This window comes from Kosakonia oryzendophytica, from assembly GCF_027886705.1.
GTDB classification, from domain to species: Bacteria; Pseudomonadota; Gammaproteobacteria; order Enterobacterales; family Enterobacteriaceae; genus Kosakonia; species Kosakonia oryzendophytica.
The window spans coordinates 4,781,526-4,801,873 of the sequence record NZ_CP115659.1 but is presented as its reverse complement, the minus strand read 5'-3'; the positions used below and the strand labels follow the sequence as shown (position 1 = coordinate 4,801,873).

Genomic DNA, 20,348 nt, shown 5'->3' with positions numbered 1-20,348 from the left:
AGGAATATTATTCAAACGAATTATGATGAAGATGTTTTATGTTGCGCTACGCACGCTTTCCCAGCTTAACCCGAAGCGGGCAAGGTATTTGCGCAGGCGATCCGCATCATTTGGGTTCGCCTTTTTTTGCCGGGAAACCGCAAACAGTTCGCGCCCGGCTTCCGACAGCGTCTGACTGCGGCGGCAAATGGCGATCACGGTTTCCAGTTGGCGTTGATCAAAGAGATCAAGCGCGCTGAGATCTATCGGCAGCGCGGAAGAGACCGGTGCGCCGCGCCAGTGGTGCTCCAGGCGCTGTAGCTCTTCATCGACCAGCGCGAGCGTAATGCGCCCTTGCTCGGCCAGCGTGGCCATGCGCGCAATCGACGTACTGAGTTCGCGGAAGTTTCCCCGCCATGCCGCGTGTGGCGAACAGGCGAAAGCCAGGTAGCGCTCACGGGCATCTTTATCGAAACGGATTTGTGTCTGTTGCTCCAGTGCAAAACGTTGCAACTCATACTCAATATTGGGGGCGATATCCTCCCGGCGATCTGCCAGCCCTGGCAGCGCGAAGGTCCACATATTGATACGCGCATAGAGATCTTCGCGAAAGCGGCCGTCATCCACCCACTGCTGCATATTCCGGTGTGTCCCGGCGATCAACTGGAAGTCGCTGTGTACTTCTTTATCGGAACCGAAGGGGAAAAAGGTTTTCTCTTCAATCGCTTTCAGCAGCATGGCCTGCTCATCCAGCCCTAATTCGGCGATTTCGTCGAGAAACAGTACGCCGCCATCTGCTTCACGCAGCAGGCCAGTACGTGCCTGTTGTGCGCCCGTAAAGGCACCTTTCACATGACCGAACAGCGTCGACATGGCGTTATCGCCGCGCAGCGTCGCGCAGTTCACCGCCACCAGTCGCCCCGGCACCAGATGGCGTGACTGGCGTAGCTGGAAAATACGCTTTGCCAGAAACGATTTGCCCGCACCGGTGGGGCCTGTGAGCAGAATGGGTGCCGTTGAACGCAGCGCGACGCGTTCAATCTGATCGATAAGCCGGTTAAAGGTGGTGTTGCGGGTATCAATGCCGGATTTGAGAAACGACACCGATTGCTGTTGTTCACGCTGGAAACGGCTGGTTAACGTGGCGTAACGGCTTAAATCGAGATCGATCACCGAACAGACGCCAGCGGCGATCGCCTCATCAGACGAACCTTTTGCCGCCGGGCCGGTTTGCAACAGGCTGGCGGGCAGATAACGCGCTTCCGTCAGCAAAAACCAACAGATTTGTGCGACGTGCGTCCCGGTGGTGATATGCACCAGATACTCTTCGTTATCCGTATCGAACGGATAGTGCGTGGCGAAATCGAGAAAGGCGGCATACACCTCTTCAAAATCCCAGGGATCTTTAATCGTCACCGCATGCATGCGAACGCGGGTATGGGGGGAGAGTTGCGCAATATCGTCCGCAGCCTGTTGCGCCAGCCCTTTATCCCGCGGTTGATGCAGCAGTTCGAGACGATCGACAGGAAAATCTGGCTGCTGGCATAGCCCTACCGTTGGCCGCCATTTGCGAAAGCGGTTTTGCCGCTTTCCCCGTTTATCCAGCACCGTGCCCAGGACACCAATCACCACTCGACGCTTCATGTTTATCCTAAAAGATAAAAATAGATATTAAAGGATAAAAAATACCTTTCTGATGCGCAACCGCTCTGCACGTTGTTAAAAATAAAATATTTATTTATCAATAAATTAAAAATTTATCTGGCGGATTTTTTATGTTGGCACGTATCTGGCAATAACTACCCATGTCAGCATGCTGGGTCCGCAGGGGGTAACACTCCCCGCCGGCGCACCGGGAACGGCGTAAGTCGTTATCCAGGGGGCGTTCCGTCAGCAGAAAGACATGTGCGAAAAGTCGGTTTTCAATCGGGTTCGAATCCCGAATTCGCAACTCATTATCCCTTGAGATAACCATGATGCAGTACCCGGTAGCCAGCTGTACATGGCTACCCCCAACGACCGCCGGTAACGGCGCCGGGCGGCAGGCAAAACACCGTTTCCCCTGTGGTTTCGCCCCTGCATCCGCGGTCGTTAAGGCAAAACACGATTAAGGAGAGAGTCATGACCAATAAAATCACAATACGTAAAGGTCAGTTAGGTCTGCTGGCAAGAGAGGGCGACTATTATCAGGTGCTGGAAGCCGGTGAGCACCGCCAGCCATGGTTCAACAAGCCCGAGCTGCTGGTGGTGAATATTGACGGCAGCGATGTGGCGGAAGGCCTGGCGGAGTACCTGCGTCGTTTTCAGCCGCAATGGGTTGAGCGTTACTGCCTGGTGGCTGATATGGATACGCATGAAGCGGGCGCGCTTTACCGGGATGGCGTATTGCAGGAGATCCTGCCGCCCTCTACACGTCGCCTGTACTGGAAAGCGGATGAAACGCTGAAACTGGTGCGCATGGACACGCGTGACGTGAGCGTGCCGACAGAGATCCTCAATGCGGTGTTACAGCCGAAGCGCGGTGCAACGGTAAAAGGTCGCGATAACATTCTGGCGGTGCAGGTACCGGCATGGCATGTGGGTGTTTTAAAAGTGGATGGCGCAACACAGGGACTCTTACCGGCAGGTTTAAGCGGTTACTGGAAAGTGAACCACCTGGTCGAAGCGGACGTGGTGGATCTGCGCTTGCAGGTGCTTGAGGTGAGCGGCCAGGAGATCCTCACCAAAGACAAAGTGACGCTGCGCCTGAACCTGGCGGCGAACTGGCGTTATACCGATGTCCTGAGCGCGTTTGCGCAGTTAAGCAAACCGCTGGAGCACCTCTATCGTGAGTTGCAGTTTGCCCTGCGTGAAGCGGTGGGAACGCGCACCCTTGATGAGCTGCTGGCAGATAAGCAAATCATTGATGAAGCCGTTAGCGCGCAGGTGGCGGGTCGTATGGCGGCGTTTGGGATTGAGGTGGCATCGCTGGGTGTTAAGGACATCATTTTACCCGGTGAGATGAAAACCATTCTGTCGCGTTTAGTGGAAGCGGAAAAATCGGCGCAGGCCAACGTGATCCGCCGCCGGGAAGAAACTGCCGCGACCCGTTCGTTACTGAACACAGCAAAAGTGATGGAAAGCAACCCGGTAGCATTGCGCCTGAAAGAGCTGGAAACCCTGGAACGTGTAGCGGAACGCATCGATAAGATCTCGGTCTTCGGTGGTCTGGATCAGGTATTACACGGCCTTGTGAACATCAAAGGAAGCCATGATGCAAAATAACGATTATCAGTTGCTGGCGCAGGAGAACACCGCGCCGGTGAAAATGTGGACCCACGGCGTACCGGTAGAACCGGAAGCGCGTGAGCAACTGCTGAAGACGGCAAAAATGCCATTTATCTTCAAACATCTGGCGGTGATGCCAGATGTACATCTGGGAAAAGGCTCGACCATCGGCAGTGTGATCCCGACCAAAGGGGCGATTATCCCGGCGGCGGTTGGCGTGGATATTGGCTGCGGCATGATTGCGGTACGCACCTCGCTGTTGGCGGGGGATCTACCGGACAACCTGAGCGGATTGCGGAGCGCCATCGAGCAGGCCGTACCGCATGGCCGTTCGGTGAACCGTGCGAAGCGTGATAAAGGCGCCTGGGAAAATCCGCCCCAGGAAGTGAATAACCACTGGGCTTTGCTGGCACCGCGTTTTCAGCGTTTAACGGAGAAATACCCCCAATTGTTGAAAACCAATAATCATCAGCATCTGGGTACATTGGGAACCGGTAACCACTTTATTGAAATATGTCTGGATGAACAGCAGCGTGTATGGGTGATGTTGCACAGCGGGTCGCGTGGTGTCGGGAACGCCATTGGTAATGTGTTTATTACTCTGGCGCAGCAAGATATGCAGCAGCATATTGCGAACCTGCCGGACAGAAACCTGGCTTACTTTCAGGAAGGTAGCAAACACTATGATGACTATCTGGAAGCGGTGGAGTGGGCGCAGGATTTTGCCCGCCATAACCGTGAAGTGATGATGGCGCGGGTACTGGCTGTACTGTCGAAGACCGTCACCAAACCCTTTATGACGCAGCAGGAAGCCGTAAATTGTCATCACAACTATGTGCAAAAAGAGACGCACTTTGGTGAAGCGGTATGGGTCACGCGTAAAGGTGCGGTTTCGGCGCAAAAAGGGCAGATGGGGATCATTCCTGGTTCGATGGGGGCGAAAAGCTTTATTGTCCGCGGGCTGGGTAATGAAGATAGTTTCTGTTCCTGTAGCCACGGCGCCGGACGGACCATGAGCCGTACGGCGGCGAAAAAACGTTTTACGGTGGATGATCAGATCCGCGCCACTGCGCATGTGGAGTGCCGTAAAGACAGCGATGTGATCGATGAGATCCCGATGGCTTACAAAGATATTGATGCCGTGATGGCGGCGCAGGCCTCGCTGGTGGAAGTGGTGCATACCTTGCGTCAGGTGGTGTGTGTAAAAGGATAAAAAGAAGGATAACCAGTATGGAATATCAAGGGGTTGACACCGCCATGCGAGAACGCGTGCGGCAAACGTTATGCGAGGTGGAGCGGAAATACCGCATAAAAGTGCTGTATGCCTGCGAGTCCGGGAGTCGTGGCTGGGGGTTTGCGTCGCCAGACAGTGACTACGATGTGCGGTTTTTGTATGTTCATGAACCCCAGTGGTATCTGCGGGTTGAACCGCAGCGCGATGTCATAGAACTGCCCATAGACGATGAGCTGGATGTGTGTGGTTGGGAGTGGCGCAAAGCGCTGGGGTTGCTGAAAAGCGCTAACCCAACCTTAATCGAATGGCTGGATTCACCGGTGGTTTATCAGCAGGAGGATGCCACGCTGGCGGCGCTGCGTACGCAGGTGCCGCACTGGTTTTCACCGGTCAGAGCACGCTGGCATTACTATTCGATGGCGAAGAAAAACTTTCATGGTTATTTGCAAGGGGAAGCGGTGCGGCTGAAGAAATATTTCTATGTGCTGCGCCCGTTGCTGGCAGTGCGCTGGATAGAAGCCGGCAAAGGAATGCCGCCGATGCGTTTTGCCACTCTGCTGGAGGGCAGCAACCTGGGCGCTCCCCTGCGTGCGGAAATCGATGAATTGCTGGTGTTAAAACAGCGGGCGGGAGAAGCGCAATACGGCCCGCGACGCCCTGTATTGCACGACTTTATCAAAACGGAACTGGCGCGCGGTGAAGTACCGGACGTGCTGCCGGAGAGCCGTAGCGGTAAGGTGAGCGATCTCGATCAGTTGTTGTACCAGACCGTGTTGTCTTCTTCGTGAACGTTGCCGGAGAGTGCTGCACTTACCCAGCCTGCTTACTCCCGCAGGCTGGGTAACGCGAAGTCACCCTCCGGCAGCATCGCCTGTCACTCAAAGAGATTATGGTGCAGTTTCTGCACCACTTGCTCGGCTTCTGCGCCCGGCACCAGGAAGCAGAGGTTATGGCTGGATGCACCGTAACAAATCATGCGGATGTTGAACGGATCCAACACGCCAAACACCTCTTTACCCACGCCGCACGCTTTCGACAAATCGTTGCCAATCAGCGCGACCAGCGCCAGGTTCTCTTCCACTTCCACGCGGCACAGTGATGAGAGTTCTGTCAGCAACCCCTGCGTGAGTAATGTATCGCCCGTAGACGTTGAGCCAGTGGTATCCAGCGTCAGCGCCACGCTCACTTCGGAAGTGGTGATCAAATCGACGGAGATGTTATGCCGCGCCAGAATGCCGAATACTTCCGCAAGGAAACCGCGGGAGTGCAGCATATTCAGGCTGTGCAATGTCAGCAGCGTTTGTTTGCGGCGCAGCGCCAATGCACGGAACAGCGGCGGGTTGTTGGTTTTATTGCACACCAGCGTGCCACCGGCTTTAGGCTCTTTGCTGGACCCCACAAATACCGGGATATCACTGCGTACCGCAGGCAGCAGTGTGGCAGGATGCAGCACTTTCGCACCAAAGGTCGCCATTTCTGCCGCTTCTTCAAAGGCGATTTCATCAATACGTTTTGCCGCTGGCACGACACGCGGATCGGTGGTGTAAATACCGGGGACGTCGGTCCAGATGTCGACACGCGTTGCGTGCAACGCTTCACCGAGAAGCGCGGCGGTGTAGTCGCTGCCGCCACGGCCCAGCGTAGTGGTGCGACCTTTGGCCTCGCTTCCGATAAAGCCCTGAGTGATCACCAGACCGTCGGTAAGGCGAGGCGCAAGCTGCTGCGCAGTCAGTTCCGCCAGCGCAGGGACGTCCGGCTCGGCGCGGCCAAAACGATCGCTGGTACGCATGACTTTACGCACATCAAACCACAGCGCCTGTACACTGCGTTCACGCAGCACTTCAACAAACAGCAGGGTCGACATCAACTCGCCGTGGCTAACCAGTTCATCGGTCAGGGCGGTGGAGGTAGCAAGCGAGGCAGCTTCTGCAAGCGTGCTGATGTTTTCCAGCAGGCGTTCAATCTCTTCGCGGATCACGTCCGGGTTGGACATCCGCTCCAGAATATCGAACTGAATTTTACGAATAGCATCGAGTTTGACGAACCGTTCACTGGCCTCCAGTCCTTCTGCCAGCGCGACCAGCAGATTGGTCACGCCCGCAGAGGCGGAGAGCACCACCAGGCGAACATCGGAATCGGAAAGCACCACGTCCGCACTACGGTTCATGGCATCATAATCGGCAACGCTGGTGCCGCCGAATTTGGCGACAACTAAATTAGACATAACAACCTCGTGTCAGGGGATCCACTATTTCAGCCATGGCACAAGGGAAGAGCGAAAAACGGGGTGGGCGCAGATAACAAAACAACTACGATTTCCCCAGAAGTGCTCCACCTTGCGAAACGCCCGACTGGGAACGTTTCTGGTGACAACCCAGAGGATTCAGCCTCTGTAGCCGATAACAAACGCTGCCAGGCGTTTTGCTATCTCGGCGTTGCTCCCCCTCAGGTGTTTTCTTCAGTTTGGCTCTTCCAACACCGTGTACCTGGGCAACGCGCCTCTTCTGGCTATTACCTTCGCCTTTCGCGCCGCAGCGGTGTTGGCTGCCTTCACTTACCCCGGTCACTTACCTGTGTAAGCTCCCGGGGATGCGCTCAGTTGCCGCCTTGCTGCAACGCGAAATGCGTTGGTAATAAATACCTTCGCCTTTCACGGCTCGGTAGTACAACACAATCGACTCCACGCGCACGCGGAGCGTGTCGTTATAAATAAAGCGTCAGCGGGTGCGCTGTCAACGACGGGATTATGCGGATTTTTCATGCTGCTTTGGTGATCAGTAAAATGCCTTATGTTGTGCGCAAACGTACCGTTTTTTGCTGGCGTTTTGCGCATTGCGCACCGGGTGCGAAACAAAAACCATCACAATTTTCCCTGGCAGGCGCTACAATCGACCGCAGTCACAATTCTCAAATCAGAAGAGTATTGCTATGAAAAACATCAATCCAACGCAGACCTCTGCCTGGCAGGCATTACAGAAACATTACGCTGACATGAAGGACGTTACTCTCGCGGAGTTGTTCGCGAAAGATGGCGACCGTTTTGGCAAGTTTTCCGCAACGTTCGACGATTTGATGCTGGTGGATTTTTCTAAAAACCGCATCACCGAAGAAACCCTGAACATCCTGTTGTCGCTGGCGAAAGAGACGGAACTGGCTGGCGCCATTAAATCCATGTTCTCTGGCGAGAAAATTAACCGTACGGAAGATCGCGCGGTTCTGCACGTCGCGCTGCGTAACCGTAGCAATACGCCGATTGTGGTTGATGGCAAAGATGTCATGCCGGAAGTGAACGCAGTTCTGGAGAAAATGAAAGCTTTCTCGGAAGCGATCATTTCTGGTGCCTGGAAAGGTTACACCGGCAAACCGATCACCGACGTGGTGAACATTGGTATCGGTGGTTCCGACCTTGGCCCGTTCATGGTCACCGAAGCACTGCGCCCGTACAAAAATCACCTCAACATGCACTTTGTTTCTAACGTCGATGGTACCCACATCGCTGAAGTGCTGAAAAAAGTGAACCCGGAAACCACGCTGTTCCTCGTGGCTTCCAAAACCTTCACCACCCAGGAAACCATGACCAACGCCCACAGCGCGCGCGACTGGTTCCTGAAAACTGCCGGTGATAATAAACACGTAGCGAAACACTTTGCGGCGCTTTCCACCAACGCCAAAGCAGTTGGCGAGTTCGGTATCGACACCGCGAATATGTTCGAATTCTGGGATTGGGTAGGTGGTCGTTACTCTTTGTGGTCCGCTATTGGTCTGTCGATCATTCTCTCTGTGGGCTACGACAACTTTGTGGAACTGCTCTCCGGCGCCCATGCGATGGACAAGCACTTTTCCACCACTGAGCTTTCGAAAAACCTGCCGGTATTGCTGGCGTTGATCGGCATCTGGTACAACAACTTCTTCGGTGCTGAAACCGAAGCGATCCTGCCGTATGACCAGTACATGCATCGTTTTGCCGCTTACTTCCAGCAGGGCAACATGGAATCCAACGGCAAATATGTTGATCGTAATGGCAACGCGGTGGATTACCAGACAGGCCCTATCATCTGGGGTGAGCCGGGTACCAACGGTCAGCACGCGTTCTACCAGCTGATCCATCAGGGGACAAAAATGGTGCCGTGTGACTTTATCGCACCGGCTAAAACCCACAATGCGCTCTCCGATCACCATCAGAAACTGCTGTCTAACTTCTTTGCCCAGACCGAAGCGCTGGCGTTCGGTAAATCCCGTGACGTGGTTGAACAGGAGTATCGCGATCAGGGTAAAGATCCGGCGACGCTGGAAAACGTTGTGCCGTTCAAAGTGTTCGAAGGCAACCGTCCGACCAACTCCATTCTGCTGCGTGAAATCACGCCATTTAGCCTCGGTGCGTTGATTGCGCTCTATGAGCACAAAATCTTCACCCAGGGTGCCATTCTCAACATCTTCACTTTTGACCAGTGGGGCGTTGAGTTGGGTAAACAATTGGCGAACCGCATTCTGCCGGAGCTGGGCGATGCCAGCGCAGTGTCGAGCCACGATAGCTCCACCAACGGCCTGATTAACCGCTATAAGTCCTGGCGCGCTTAATCCGGAAAGCGTCGCTTCGGCGACGCTTTTTTTCCTCTGCATTTATTACGTCCGGGTTTTATATATTGGTGCCCCGAACTTGCCGATATATAAGTAATGGCAATATTGATATTTTCATTATGGAAAGATTATAAAGAATAATCTGATTCGGTAATGTCGTAATGAACGATCAGGTTTATCCGAAAATGTCGTCAACGCCGTCGACCCTTGCTATAAATTTTAGGACTAGCCTCATTGCGTCACCTTTTTGCAATTATTTAATTGTTTGATAAATATCACATTTATTTTTTATTCATTTTCTTCCCAACCGCTAAATACCCGTTTTCCTAAAACTCACTCGCCTATTTCCCGGGGCGTAATTCATCTGCTTTAGTTGTGTATACTCGATCTCGCCTGAGTTTTTTCAGGTAAATCTCCATTCATTCAATGAAGGGATATTGATATGAAAAAAGTCCTGTATGGCATTTTCGCCATATCCGCACTTGCGGCGACCTCTGCCTTTGCAGCACCGGTATTAGTCGGTGAAGCAGCAGGGTCAGCAGCGACCTCTGTCTCTGCGGGCAGTTCTGCAGCGACGGGCGTTAGCACCGTAGGCTCTGCGGCGGGTGTCGCTCTGGCGGCAGTCGGTGGCGGTGATGGCTCCAACACTGGAACCACGACCACCACAACAACAAGTACCCGGTAATAGCGGGTGCATTAACTATAACCACACTTCGGTGTGGTTATTTCGCCCCTTTCGGAGAAGAGTCGTGAAGCGACCTGGAATCATTTTGCTTTGCCTGCTCCTTCAGGCATGTTCTGGCCCGATCAAAGGCCTGGGAACGTCGCTTTGGAATAGTGTGTTTGGTACCCCTGGTGCGCATCTGACAGATGACGAACTGCTCAATATGCCTTATGCCAGTCAGTACGTGCAGCTTAATGACGGCCCACAACTGTTTGTGGTGCTCGCTTTCGCGGAAAACGGGCAGCAGAAATGGGTGACCCAGGATCAGGCTGTCATCGTCACACAGAATGCCCGCATTGTGAAAACCCAGCTTGGCGGCGACAAGCTCGGCGGCGATAACCTCATTGAAGTGAATAACTTAAGCGCCGATCCGTTGGCCAAACCGAATCAGATTATTGATGGCACCCGTTGGACGCGCGTTATGGGCTGGTCACAGCATAAGCAGGTGCGCTATGCCGTCGCGCAGTCAGAGTTCCATTGGAACGGAACGGACACGATAAAACTGGCCGGTGATGAAACGGTTGTTCGCGTGCTGGATGAAGAGGTCACCACCGAAGAGAAAAACTGGCGTAACCGTTACTGGGTAGATGATGAAGGGCTTATCCGCCAGTCGGTACAGTCTCTCGGCGCGGGATTCTTCCCGGTGAAAATGACCCTGATTAAGGCGGCGAAAGAATGAAAACGTACGCGTTGCTTCCGCTATTACTCCCACTCTTTTCCCCGCTGGTGCTGGCGACAGGGACCGTCGATGTGTATGTCGCAGGCGATGCGACACCGAAAAAGCTCACCAATGCTGAGCATTTAGTCGACCTGGTTGGGCAACCCCGACTGGCGAACAGCTGGTGGCCTGGCGCGGTCGTCAGCGAACGACAGGCTACCATTGCACAGCAGGCGCGGCATCAGGCACTGCTGGAGCGCCTGAGTCGTCTTGCCGCTGACGAAGACGGTGATGCTGCAGCGGCCATTAACGCTCTGCGTCGGCAATTGCAGGCGATAAAAGTAACCGGTCGGCAAATCGTGCCGCTCGACCCGGACTATATCCGTCTACACCGCCTTTCTAACCGCCCTTTGCAAGGGGAATACACCCTGTGGGTTGGGCCGCAGCCTGACACGATTAGTGTGGTGGGATTGATCAGTAGCCCTGGCAAGAAGCCGTTCACACCCGGGCGGGATGTGGTGAGCTATCTGGATGATATGGACCTGCTAAGCGGGGCGGAACGCAGTTATGCCTGGGTGATTTATCCCACCGGTCAAACACAGAAAGTGCCGGTGGCGTACTGGAACAGACGCCACGTCGAGCCGATGCCCGGTAGCGTGATTTTCGTGGGTTTTGCGCCGGGTCTGTGGAGCAACGTTTATGACGAGCTCAATGCCGACATTCTTGAGTCCCTGACGCATCGGATACCGGAATAATAATGAAAAAATCGTTTGTAATAAGCCTGTTGGCGCTTGGAGTAAGCGCGGCCTGTCACGCAGAAACGTTTCCGGACCCGGTTGGCCCGTCCCAGTCTGATTTTGGCGGTGTGGGTCTGCTGCAAACCCCAACGGCACGTGTAGCACCAGAAGGCGAGCTAAGCCTTAACTACCGCGACAACAAGCAATACCGCTTCTACTCCGCTTCAGTGCAACTGTTGCCGTGGCTGGAAACGACGCTGCGTTATACCGATGTGCGTACGCGCAAATACAGTTCCGTGGAGGCGTTCTCCGGCGATCAATCTTACAAAGATAAAGCGTTTGATTTGAAAGTGCGGTTGTGGGAAGAGGGCTACTGGTTACCGCAAGTGGCCGTGGGTGCACGTGACGTGGGCGGTACCGGTTTGTTCGATGGTGAATATCTGGTGGCGAACAAAGCCTGGGGACCGTTCGATTTCTCACTCGGTATCGGCTGGGGCTATCTGGGTACCAGCGGCAATATCAAAAACCCGCTCTGTACCTACGACACGAAGTTCTGTACCCGTGATACCCGTTATAAAGCCGCAGGCTCAACGGATACGTCACAAATGTTTCGCGGTCCGGCCGCGCTGTTTGGCGGGGTGGAGTACCAGACGCCCTGGCACCCGCTGCGTCTGAAGCTGGAATACGAAGGCAACAACTATCAGCAGGATTATGCCGGTAAACTGCCGCAGCGCAGCAGCGTTAACGTCGGTGCTATTTACCGCGTTGCCGATTGGGCCGACATTAACCTGAGTTATGAGCGCGGTAACACCTGGATGTTCGGCTTTACCTTGCGCAATAACTTCAACGATCTGCGCCCTGCTTATATCGATAACTCACGCCCGAGATATCAGCCAGAGCCGCAGGACGCCATTTTGCAGCACTCCGTGGTGGCGAATCAGCTTACTCTACTGAAATACAATGCCGGTTTCGCAGACCCGCAAATTCAGGTAAAAGGCGATACGCTGTATGTCACCGGCGAGCAGGTGAAGTACCGCAATACCCAGGAGGGGATCGAGCGGGCTAACCGCATTATTATGAATGACCTGCCTGACGGTATTCGTACCATTCGCATTAACGAAAACCGGCTGCACTTGCCACAGGTGACCACCGAAACGGATGTCGCCAGTCTGAAGCGCCATCTTGAAGGTGAACCGCTGGGGCAAGATACGGAACTGGTGCAAAAACGCGTGACGCCAATCGTGCCGGAGAGTACCGAGCAGGGATGGTATATCGACCGACCGACGTTTGACTTCCATATCGATCCGGTACTTAACCAGTCGCTTGGCGGCCCGGAAGGGTTCTACATGTACCAGATCGGCGTGATGGCGACAGCGGATTGGTGGTGGACGGATCATCTGCTGACCACAGGAAGCCTGTTTGGTAACCTGGCCAATAACTACGACAAATTTAACTATACCAACCCGCCAAGGGACTCAGCGCTGCCGCGCGTTCGTACTCGCGTGCGTGAATATGTGCAGAACGATGTCTACGTGAACAACATGCAGGCGAACTACTTCCAGTATCTGGGCAATAACATTTATGGCCAGGTGTATGCCGGGTATCTGGAAACCATGTATGGCGGGGCCGGTGCAGAACTGATGTGGCGTCCCGTAGACAGTAACTGGGCGTTTGGCGTAGATGCCAACTACGTGAAACAGCGTGACTGGCGCAGCGCGCAGGACATGATGAAATTTACCGATTACAGCGTGAAGACGGGGCATTTCACCGCCTACTGGACGCCGTGGTTTGCACAGGATGTATTGGTGAAAGCCAGCGTCGGGCAGTATCTGGCGGGGGATAAAGGCGGCACGCTGGACATCTCCAAACACTTCGACAGCGGCGTTGTGGTTGGTGCCTACGCCACGATCACCAACGTGTCGGCAGCACAGTACGGGGAAGGGGACTTCACCAAAGGGGTTTATATTTCAGTACCGCTGGATCTCTTCAGTATCGGTGCCACCCGCAGTCGTGCTGGCATCGGCTGGACGCCGCTGACGCGTGACGGTGGCCAGAAACTGGGTCGTAAATTTGAGCTGTACAATATGACCAACGATAAAACGCTGAACTTCCAGTAAGCATTTCTTTCGCTGAACGTTACCGGACACCCCTCTCTCAGGAGAGGGGGTTATAGCTGGCGCAGCAACCGCGCCGGGTTTCCCGCATAAACCCCTTTCGTGGTAATCGATTTGGTCACTACGCTGCCTGCGCCGATAACTGCACCGTCGCAAATGGTCACCGCCAGAATCGTTGCGCCGCTGCCAATCGACACATCATTGCCAATCACAATGCGTCCCCAGCTTTCGCGGTCCGGATTGGGTTTGCCTTCGCGGAACATGTCGTTCGCAAACATCACCCCATGGCCGATAAAGCAGCGCTCGCCCACGGTCACGTATTCACAGATAAAGGTGTGTGACTGAATTTTGCTGCCGTTACCAATCTGCGTATTCCCCTGAATTTCCACAAATGGCCCGACGAAAACGCACTCACCCAGCGTACAGCCATACAAATTGGCGGGTTCGTAAATCACCACATTCTCACCGCAGGTGACGTTACGTACCCCGGTCTGGCGGACTTCCATTCTCACTCCTTAAATCGATTTGCCCAGAATATGCAATAGGCTCTGCTGAGAGGGGGTACTGAACACGGTATCCTTGAGATGCGTGAACCCCTGGCGGAGATAAAAACGGTATGCCTGTGGGTTGGCATCCAGCACTTCCAGCCAGAAAAAGGTTTCGCCCCGGCTTTTCGCCCTCCGTTCTATTTCCGCAATCATCTGTTCTCCATAACCTTTACCGGTTTTGCCGGGAAGCAGATAGAGCTTATGCAGCAGCGTACCCGCAAGGCTATCGCCCTCTCCGGTATAGTGCCAGGAGACTTTGGCGAATCCTACCGGCGCGTGATCCTGCGCGATAAACCAGTCACTGACATCACTTTGCAGGCTCTGCTGTAATGTGTTCAGGGAATACTCTTGCTGCAAAAAAGCCTGCAACTCATGCTGCTGATGCCACAGATGAGCAAAGTGGTGGGAATAACTGGCATAACCCATCTCGCTCAATAATGCGGCGTCATCCGGGCCTGCTTTACGTATTGTCAGCACTCTTTGGACCTCCATGCGTGAACGTTGACGATGCAACATGTCATCACGCGGTGTCACAAAATATAAGTAAATAATGTAGATCCAGATCACATTTCTGCGTTATACAGGAGGCTCGCCACTAAGCATGAGGTGCTGATATGACGTCGCTAACGCGTCCGCGCGCTGAGTATATTTCGACCATTTTGCAGACCGTGCTTAACCTCGGCCTGCTGAGCCTCGGCCTGATTCTGATTGTCTTTCTGGGGAAGGAGACGCTGCATCTGGCGGATGTGCTGTTCGCCCCTGTGCAAACCAGCAAATATGAGCTGGTGGAAGGGCTGGTGGTTTACTTCCTCTACTTCGAATTCATCGCGCTGATTGTAAAGTACTTTCAGTCCGGTTTTCACTTCCCGCTACGCTATTTCATCTACATTGGCATTACTGCGATTGTGCGCCTGATTATCGTCGATCATCAGTCGCCCATGGATGTTCTGATCTACTCGGCGGCGATCCTGCTGCTGGTTATCACGCTGTGGTTGTGTAACTCCAAACGGCTGAAGCGAGAATAAAAAAAGGGCGGCTGATTAAGCCGCCAAACAACAGTCACAAGTTACTCGTCATACTTCAGTCTGCTGCAGGGGCGTTGACTGCGCTTACTCATCCCAGTCACTTACTCGGGTAAGTTCTGGGATGTTCTCGCTTGCCGCCTTGCTGCAACCTGAATTATTTAGAGTGTCGGGTCATACAAGTTGAGGGTGCAGTGGCAATAACAACGATGAAACTTAACCTTTCACACCGCCTGCGGTCAGGCCGTTAACCAGCCAGCGCTGCGCAAGCAGGAAGACAACCGTAATCGGAATGGCGGACAATACCGCCGCTGCGGCAAAATCCCCCCACAGGTAGTTTTGCGGGTTGAGATACTGCTGCATACCCACCGCCAGCGTGTAGCTGTTTACATCACGCAGCAACAGCGAAGCGACCGGCACTTCGGTGATGGCAGCAATAAACGACAGAATAAACACCACCGCCAGGATCGGCACCGACAGCGGCAACAACACCAGACGGAACGCCTGCCACGGGGTGGCACCATCCAGCGCGGCGGCCTCTTCCAGCGAACTGTCGATGGTTTCGAAATACCCTTTAATCGTCCATACATGCAGTGCAATGCCGCCCATATAGGCGAAGATCACCCCACCATGCGTGTTCAGACCAATAAACGGAATGTACTGGCCCAACCGATCAAACAAGGCATAGAGCGCCACCAGTGACAGCACAGCCGGGAACATCTGGAAAATCAGCATGCCTTTCAACAACGTCGCTTTGCCACGAAAACGCATACGGGCAAAAGCGTACGCACAGGTCGTGGAGAGCGCGACAATCCCGACGGCGGTGATCCCGGCGATCTTCACCGAGTTCCACAGCCAGAGCAGCACCGGGAAGGGCGGCGGTGTCACGCGACCGTCCGCGTGTTCAACGCTAAAGCCCAGCGCCAGTCGCCAGTGCTCCCAGGAGATGGTTTCCGGGATCAAGCTGCCGGTGGCAAAGTTGCCTTCACGCAGCGAAATGGTGATCACCATCAGCAGCGGGAACATAATGGCGGCAATAAACACCAGCAATAACAGGTGAGTGACCAACAATCTCAGCTTTTGCGATTTCGCTTGCACCATAGCCATACTTTTCGTCCTCCTTAATCGAATTTCATGCGTGTGGCTTTCAGGTTGACGATAGCCAGCAGACCGACCAGCAGGAAAATCAGCGTGGCGATGGCGGCAGCAAGGCCAAAGTCCTGACCGCCGCCGCCTTCAAAGGCGATGCGGTAGGTATAACTCACCAGCAGGTCGGTATACCCCGCAGGCGTGGTGGTGCCGATGCGGTCCGGCCCACCGTTGGTCAGCAACTGGATCAATACGAAATTATTAAAATTAAAAGCAAAACTGGCGATCATCAGCGGCGTGAGCGGTTTGATCAGCAGGGGAAAAGTGATGCGGAAAAAGTTCTGCAACGGCCCGGCACCATCCATTGCCGAGGCTTCGTACAGATCGTCCGGGATCGCTTTTAACAGCCCCATGCAGAGGATCATCATGTAGGGGTAACCGAGCCAGGTATTGACGATCACGATCATCGTACGGGCCGTTGTTGGATCGCTGAACCAGGCCGGTTTGATGCCGAACAGCGTACTGAGCATCATGTTAATTTCGCCGAAGCTCTGGTTAAACAGACCCTTGAAAATCAGGATCGAGATAAACGACGGCACGGCATAGGGCAGGATCAGCAGCACGCGATAAATCGCTTTGCCTTTCAGCGATTCCCATTGCACCAGGCAGGCCAGCACCATCCCTACCGCCACCGTCAGCACCACGGTGAGGACAGAGAACACCACCGTCCAGATGAAAATGGCGACAAACGGTTTCTGGATGCCCTCATCGGTGAACACCCGTGTGAAGTTATCCCAGCCAATGGTGACGGTATAACCGGGGCTCAACTTTTCATTGCCCCAACTGCCATCGGCATTCACAGACTGGAAGAAGCCAATGTTGTTATTGGCCCGGTATTTCACGCCGTTCTGGTTATTGGTTAATGTGCCATCCTGCGCCAGCTGATAGAGCGGGCGGGTGCCAGAAAACTGGCGCAGCGAGCTCATGGCAACTTTGCTCTCATCCGGCAATATGGCGGTGAGCTGGTTCAGGGCCTGGCGCTGTTGGGTGATCACGCGCAGGTTGGCGCGCTCGCCAGCGGGCAGAGCCGTGACCTCTTTTAAGGTAATTTTCTGTTCTCCGCCGGGTTTAAACGCGTCGGAGAGGTAATTTTTTCCGGTGTCGCCATCAGTCAGCGCCAGTTGCCATTTGTCACCCACCGGGTACAGACCAAAATTGTAGGCTTTTCCTGCCTGGTAAGAGCGGTCAAGCAGGACTTGTTGTGCGCGCTCCTGGGTAAGCTGGTTGGTGCTGCTGTAGTTAGTAAAGGCAATGGCGATAGTGCAGATCAGGGGAAACAGCACAAACAGCCCCATCCCCGCCAGACCCGGATAGACATAACGCCAGGCATAGGCTTTACGGTTGGCGAAAATATAGAGACCCGCTGAACTCAGGATCAGCGTCGTTATGGCAAAAAGGTATTCCCCTTGGGCATACATCAAAACAACAAGGTATCCCACCAGTAATCCCATAAGGGCAATGGCCGCCCATGCGAGCTGCGGGCTTTGCCACCAGTGGCGTTTTCTTACAACATCCATGGGAAGTCCTTTTACAACGTTGAAAACGAATGTCAGGTGGCGCTGCGTTTACCTGATTTGTGCGTAGCGCCACCCGACATATTGCTTACTTGGTAATACGACCCTGTGCGTCTTTCAGGGCAGCATCGACGGTCTGACGACCGCTGACCGCATTGATAACGGCAGTACGGGTGGCGTACCAGAAGGCAGCCATCTGCGGGATATTCGGCATGATTTCGCCGTTTTTCGCGTTATCCATGGTGGCGGCAATGCGCGGATCTTTCGCTAACTGATCCTGATAGGTTTTCAACGCCACCGCGCCCAACGGTTTATCTTTGTTCACTTCTTCCAGACCCTGATCGGTCAGCAAGTAGTTTTCGAGGAACTCTTTTGCGAGTTCTTTGTTCGGGCTGGCGGCGTTAATACCGGCACTCAGCACGCCAACAAACGGTTTGGACGGTTTGCCTTTGAAGGTCGGCAGCGTGGCGACGCCGTAATTGATTTTGCTTTTATCAATGTTGGCCCACGCCCACGGACCGTTGATGGTCAGCGCGGTTTCCCCTTTGTTAAAGGCGGCTTCGGCGATGGAGTAATCTGTGTCGGCGTTCATGTGCTTGTCTTTAATCAGCTTCACAAGGAAGCCAAGACCGGCCTTCGCGCCAGCATTGTCGACGCCGACATCTTTCACGTCGTATTTGCCGTTTTCAAATTTGAACGCGTAACCCCCATCGGCGGCAATCAGCGGCCAGGTGAAGTACGGTTCTTGCAGGTTAAACATCAGCGCGCTCTTACCCTTCGCTTTCAATTCTTTGTCCAGCGCCGGGATCTCTTCCCAGGTTTTTGGCGGGTTTGGCAGCAAATCTTTGTTATAAATCAGCGACAGGGATTCCACGGCTACCGGGTAAGCAATCAGCTTGCCGTTGTAGCGCACCGCATCCCAGGTGAAGGGATACAACTTATCCTGGAAGGCCTTATCCGGCGTAACTTCCGCCAGCAGACCGGACTGCGCATAGCCGCCAAAACGGTCGTGCGCCCAGAAGATAATGTCCGGGCCATCACCGGTCGCGGCAACCTGCGGGAACTTCTCTTCCAGCTTGTCCGGGTGTTCTACGGTGACTTTGATACCGGTGTCTTTCTCAAATTTCTTACCCACTTCGGCAAGACCGTTATAGCCTTTATCGCCATTAATCCAGATGACCAGCTTACCTTCTTCGATCTTGGCGAGGGCAGAGGCGGAAAACATCATCGTCGCCACTGCGGACAATGCGAGGATGCGTGCGCCTGTTTTGATTTTCATATATCCCGTCCTTTAGGTGTTGTGCTCGTGGATACGTTCAGGTGGTTCGACGGGGATTAGTCTCCTTTTTTGACAAGCGCTTCTCATCCTCCTTAAACCTACGCCCCTGGGGGGATTTGTGTGATCCCTGTTACACAAATTTTTATTATGTGTGGCAGCGCACATAAAAATACGCCGGTTTTTGCAGCCTCCATCACGAAATTGCCCGCAGTCCCTCAGCCTGGGGGGCAGAGCTGCTTCTCTCATCCTCCCGCCTCCTCCCCCATCAAAAACCAGGGGGGTGGAGGATTCACACGCGATATTGATGCGCCATAGTCAGCCCACGTTGAATGTTTCTGTTGGTGACAGGTTGTAACGAAGGGAGAAGGGCATGGCGAGCGTACAGCTGCGTAATGTAACGAAAGCCTGGGGCGACGTGGTGGTGTCGAAAGATATCAATCTCGATATTCACGAAGGTGAATTCGTGGTGTTTGTTGGCCCGTCAGGCTGTGGTAAATCGACGCTGCTGCGCATGATTGCCGGGTTGGAAACCATTACCAGCGGGGATTTGCTGATCGGCGATACCCGTATGAATGATGTTCCTCCCGCCGAACGCGGCGTCGGCATGGTATTTCAGTCCTATGCGCTCTATCCGCACCTTTCGGTGGCGGAAAACATGTCTTTTGGCCTGAAGTTAGCGGGTGCGAAAAAAGAGACGATCAAAGCGCGTGTAACGCAAGTGGCCGAAATATTACAACTGGCCCATTTGCTGGAGCGTAAACCGAAAGCCCTTTCCGGTGGTCAGCGTCAGCGCGTAGCGATTGGGCGCACGCTGGTCGCCGAACCCCGCGTCTTCTTGCTTGATGAACCCCTCTCCAACCTTGATGCCGCCTTGCGTGTGCAGATGCGTATTGAGATCTCCCGTCTGCATAAACGCCTTGGCCGCACGATGATTTACGTCACCCACGATCAGGTCGAAGCGATGACGCTGGCCGACAAGATTGTGGTGCTGGACGCCGGTCGCGTGGCGCAGGTGGGTAAACCGCTGGAGCTTTATCACTACCCGGCTGACCGTTTTGTCGCCGGCTTTATCGGCTCGCCGAAGATGAACTTCCTGCCGGTAAAAGTCACTGCCACCGCCATTGAACAGGTGCAGGTTGAGCTGCCTAACCGCCAGCAAGTGTGGCTGCCGGTAGACAGTGCCAATGTGCGGGTCGGCGCGAATATGTCTCTGGGCATTCGCCCGGAGCATCTGCTTCCAAGCGACATCGCCGATGTCACGCTGGAAGGCGAAGTTCAGGTCGTAGAACAGCTTGGTCACGAAACACAAATTCATATCCAGATCCCCGCAATACGTCAGAACCTGGTTTACCGCCAGACCGACGTGGTGCTGGTAGAAGAGGGTGCCACATTCGCCATCGGCTTACCGCCGGAGCGTTGCCATCTGTTCCGTGAAGATGGCACCGCCTGCCGCCGGTTACATAAAGAGCCTGGCGTTTAAGCATTCCAAAAAACTTACACAGAGCCATTCGCGCCACCCGTTGATAAAGCGTGTGCGCGAAAGGC

Annotated in this window: 17 protein-coding genes and 1 riboswitch; of the genes, 10 read left to right on the top strand and 7 right to left on the bottom strand. The window is 54.2% G+C overall.

Going from position 1 to position 20,348, the window contains the following annotated elements; genetic code table 11:
- Positions 1 to 36: 36 nt before the first annotated feature.
- Positions 37 to 1,623 carry an RNA repair transcriptional activator RtcR gene (gene rtcR, locus O9K67_RS23120; RefSeq protein WP_061498918.1) on the bottom strand — a complete coding sequence of 529 codons (1,587 nt, stop codon included), beginning with the start codon at positions 1,621 to 1,623 and terminating at the stop codon, positions 37 to 39.
- Between the two features lie 477 nt (positions 1,624 to 2,100).
- Here rtcR and O9K67_RS23115 point away from each other — a divergent pair, with 477 nt between their 5' ends.
- From O9K67_RS23115 to O9K67_RS23105, 3 genes are read left to right on the top strand one after another with little or no spacing between them, the layout of a single operon-like run.
- Positions 2,101 to 3,243: a slipin family protein gene (locus O9K67_RS23115; protein WP_061498915.1), complete on the top strand. Its 1,143-nt coding sequence runs from the start codon at positions 2,101 to 2,103 to the stop codon at positions 3,241 to 3,243.
- On the top strand, positions 3,233 to 4,459 hold the full coding sequence (locus O9K67_RS23110) for an RtcB family protein (RefSeq protein WP_061498912.1): 1,227 nt from the start codon (positions 3,233 to 3,235) through the stop codon (positions 4,457 to 4,459). Before O9K67_RS23115 ends, O9K67_RS23110 begins: the two co-directional genes overlap by 11 nt.
- A gap of 17 nt (positions 4,460 to 4,476) precedes the next feature.
- Positions 4,477 to 5,268, top strand: a complete 792-nt coding sequence (locus tag O9K67_RS23105; protein WP_061498907.1) for a nucleotidyltransferase domain-containing protein — start codon at positions 4,477 to 4,479, stop codon at positions 5,266 to 5,268.
- Between the two features lie 86 nt (positions 5,269 to 5,354).
- Here O9K67_RS23105 and lysC read toward each other — a convergent pair whose 3' ends face one another.
- Positions 5,355 to 6,704 carry a lysine-sensitive aspartokinase 3 gene (lysC, locus tag O9K67_RS23100; RefSeq protein ID WP_061498904.1) on the bottom strand — a complete coding sequence of 450 codons (1,350 nt, stop codon included), beginning with the start codon at positions 6,702 to 6,704 and terminating at the stop codon, positions 5,355 to 5,357.
- Positions 6,705 to 6,796: 92 nt separating this feature from the next.
- A riboswitch (Lysine riboswitch) is annotated at positions 6,797 to 6,992 on the bottom strand.
- 416 nt (positions 6,993 to 7,408) lie between these two features.
- Between lysC and pgi the strand changes: the two genes are divergently transcribed.
- From pgi to O9K67_RS23075, 5 genes are all read left to right on the top strand, one after another.
- Positions 7,409 to 9,058 (top strand): glucose-6-phosphate isomerase, encoded by a 1,650-nt coding sequence (pgi, locus tag O9K67_RS23095; protein ID WP_061498901.1) that lies wholly within the window; start codon positions 7,409 to 7,411, stop codon positions 9,056 to 9,058.
- A gap of 442 nt (positions 9,059 to 9,500) precedes the next feature.
- Positions 9,501 to 9,743 carry an exopolysaccharide production protein YjbE gene (gene yjbE / locus O9K67_RS23090; RefSeq protein WP_061498897.1) on the top strand — a complete coding sequence of 81 codons (243 nt, stop codon included), beginning with the start codon at positions 9,501 to 9,503 and terminating at the stop codon, positions 9,741 to 9,743.
- A 64-nt stretch (positions 9,744 to 9,807) separates the two neighbouring features.
- On the top strand, positions 9,808 to 10,461 hold the full coding sequence (locus O9K67_RS23085) for a YjbF family lipoprotein (RefSeq protein ID WP_061498895.1): 654 nt from the start codon (positions 9,808 to 9,810) through the stop codon (positions 10,459 to 10,461).
- Entirely contained in the window at positions 10,458 to 11,195 is a 738-nt protein-coding gene (locus tag O9K67_RS23080; protein WP_061498892.1) for a capsule biosynthesis GfcC family protein, read from the top strand. The genes O9K67_RS23085 and O9K67_RS23080 overlap by 4 nt, the downstream gene beginning before the upstream one ends.
- 2 nt (positions 11,196 to 11,197) lie before the next feature.
- Positions 11,198 to 13,294 carry a YjbH domain-containing protein gene (locus O9K67_RS23075; protein WP_061498889.1) on the top strand — a complete coding sequence of 699 codons (2,097 nt, stop codon included), beginning with the start codon at positions 11,198 to 11,200 and terminating at the stop codon, positions 13,292 to 13,294.
- A gap of 50 nt (positions 13,295 to 13,344) precedes the next feature.
- Here the strand turns inward: O9K67_RS23075 and O9K67_RS23070 are convergent, their stop codons facing one another.
- Both O9K67_RS23070 and O9K67_RS23065 read right to left on the bottom strand, forming a co-directional pair.
- Complete coding sequence (locus O9K67_RS23070) at positions 13,345 to 13,797, bottom strand: acyltransferase (protein ID WP_061498886.1); 453 nt, start codon at positions 13,795 to 13,797, stop codon at positions 13,345 to 13,347.
- 9 nt (positions 13,798 to 13,806) lie between these two features.
- Complete coding sequence (locus O9K67_RS23065; RefSeq protein ID WP_061500243.1) at positions 13,807 to 14,316, bottom strand: GNAT family N-acetyltransferase; 510 nt, start codon at positions 14,314 to 14,316, stop codon at positions 13,807 to 13,809.
- A 137-nt stretch (positions 14,317 to 14,453) separates the two neighbouring features.
- Between O9K67_RS23065 and psiE the strand changes: the two genes are divergently transcribed.
- The gene (gene psiE, locus O9K67_RS23060; protein ID WP_061498883.1) at positions 14,454 to 14,864 is read left to right on the top strand and encodes a phosphate-starvation-inducible protein PsiE; all 411 of its coding nucleotides are present in this window, start codon (positions 14,454 to 14,456) and stop codon (positions 14,862 to 14,864) included.
- A gap of 213 nt (positions 14,865 to 15,077) precedes the next feature.
- Here the strand turns inward: psiE and malG are convergent, their stop codons facing one another.
- The 3 genes from malG to malE all read right to left on the bottom strand — a co-directional run bounded on the left by malG (position 15,078) and on the right by malE (position 18,803).
- Entirely contained in the window at positions 15,078 to 15,968 is an 891-nt protein-coding gene (malG, locus tag O9K67_RS23055; RefSeq protein WP_061498880.1) for a maltose ABC transporter permease MalG, read from the bottom strand.
- Between the two features lie 14 nt (positions 15,969 to 15,982).
- Positions 15,983 to 17,527 carry a maltose ABC transporter permease MalF gene (gene malF / locus O9K67_RS23050; protein WP_061498877.1) on the bottom strand — a complete coding sequence of 515 codons (1,545 nt, stop codon included), beginning with the start codon at positions 17,525 to 17,527 and terminating at the stop codon, positions 15,983 to 15,985.
- A gap of 85 nt (positions 17,528 to 17,612) precedes the next feature.
- On the bottom strand, positions 17,613 to 18,803 hold the full coding sequence (gene malE / locus O9K67_RS23045; RefSeq protein WP_061498874.1) for a maltose/maltodextrin ABC transporter substrate-binding protein MalE: 1,191 nt from the start codon (positions 18,801 to 18,803) through the stop codon (positions 17,613 to 17,615).
- A 370-nt stretch (positions 18,804 to 19,173) separates the two neighbouring features.
- Between malE and malK the strand changes: the two genes are divergently transcribed.
- Positions 19,174 to 20,283 carry a maltose/maltodextrin ABC transporter ATP-binding protein MalK gene (gene malK, locus O9K67_RS23040; RefSeq protein ID WP_061498867.1) on the top strand — a complete coding sequence of 370 codons (1,110 nt, stop codon included), beginning with the start codon at positions 19,174 to 19,176 and terminating at the stop codon, positions 20,281 to 20,283.
- The last annotated feature ends 65 nt before the right edge of the window (positions 20,284 to 20,348 follow it).

Coding starts and splice junctions, on each gene's coding strand:
- psiE (WP_061498883.1), top strand. CDS start 14,454: ATGACGTCGCTAACGCGTCCGCGCGCTGAGTATATTTCGACCATTTTG.
- malG (WP_061498880.1), bottom strand. CDS start 15,968: ATGGCTATGGTGCAAGCGAAATCGCAAAAGCTGAGATTGTTGGTCACT.
- yjbE (WP_061498897.1), top strand. CDS start 9,501: ATGAAAAAAGTCCTGTATGGCATTTTCGCCATATCCGCACTTGCGGCG.
- rtcR (WP_061498918.1), bottom strand. CDS start 1,623: ATGAAGCGTCGAGTGGTGATTGGTGTCCTGGGCACGGTGCTGGATAAA.
- O9K67_RS23110 (WP_061498912.1), top strand. CDS start 3,233: ATGCAAAATAACGATTATCAGTTGCTGGCGCAGGAGAACACCGCGCCG.
- malF (WP_061498877.1), bottom strand. CDS start 17,527: ATGGATGTTGTAAGAAAACGCCACTGGTGGCAAAGCCCGCAGCTCGCA.
- malE (WP_061498874.1), bottom strand. CDS start 18,803: ATGAAAATCAAAACAGGCGCACGCATCCTCGCATTGTCCGCAGTGGCG.
- O9K67_RS23115 (WP_061498915.1), top strand. CDS start 2,101: ATGACCAATAAAATCACAATACGTAAAGGTCAGTTAGGTCTGCTGGCA.
- O9K67_RS23080 (WP_061498892.1), top strand. CDS start 10,458: ATGAAAACGTACGCGTTGCTTCCGCTATTACTCCCACTCTTTTCCCCG.
- O9K67_RS23075 (WP_061498889.1), top strand. CDS start 11,198: ATGAAAAAATCGTTTGTAATAAGCCTGTTGGCGCTTGGAGTAAGCGCG.
- pgi (WP_061498901.1), top strand. CDS start 7,409: ATGAAAAACATCAATCCAACGCAGACCTCTGCCTGGCAGGCATTACAG.
- malK (WP_061498867.1), top strand. CDS start 19,174: ATGGCGAGCGTACAGCTGCGTAATGTAACGAAAGCCTGGGGCGACGTG.
- O9K67_RS23105 (WP_061498907.1), top strand. CDS start 4,477: ATGGAATATCAAGGGGTTGACACCGCCATGCGAGAACGCGTGCGGCAA.
- lysC (WP_061498904.1), bottom strand. CDS start 6,704: ATGTCTAATTTAGTTGTCGCCAAATTCGGCGGCACCAGCGTTGCCGAT.
- O9K67_RS23070 (WP_061498886.1), bottom strand. CDS start 13,797: ATGGAAGTCCGCCAGACCGGGGTACGTAACGTCACCTGCGGTGAGAAT.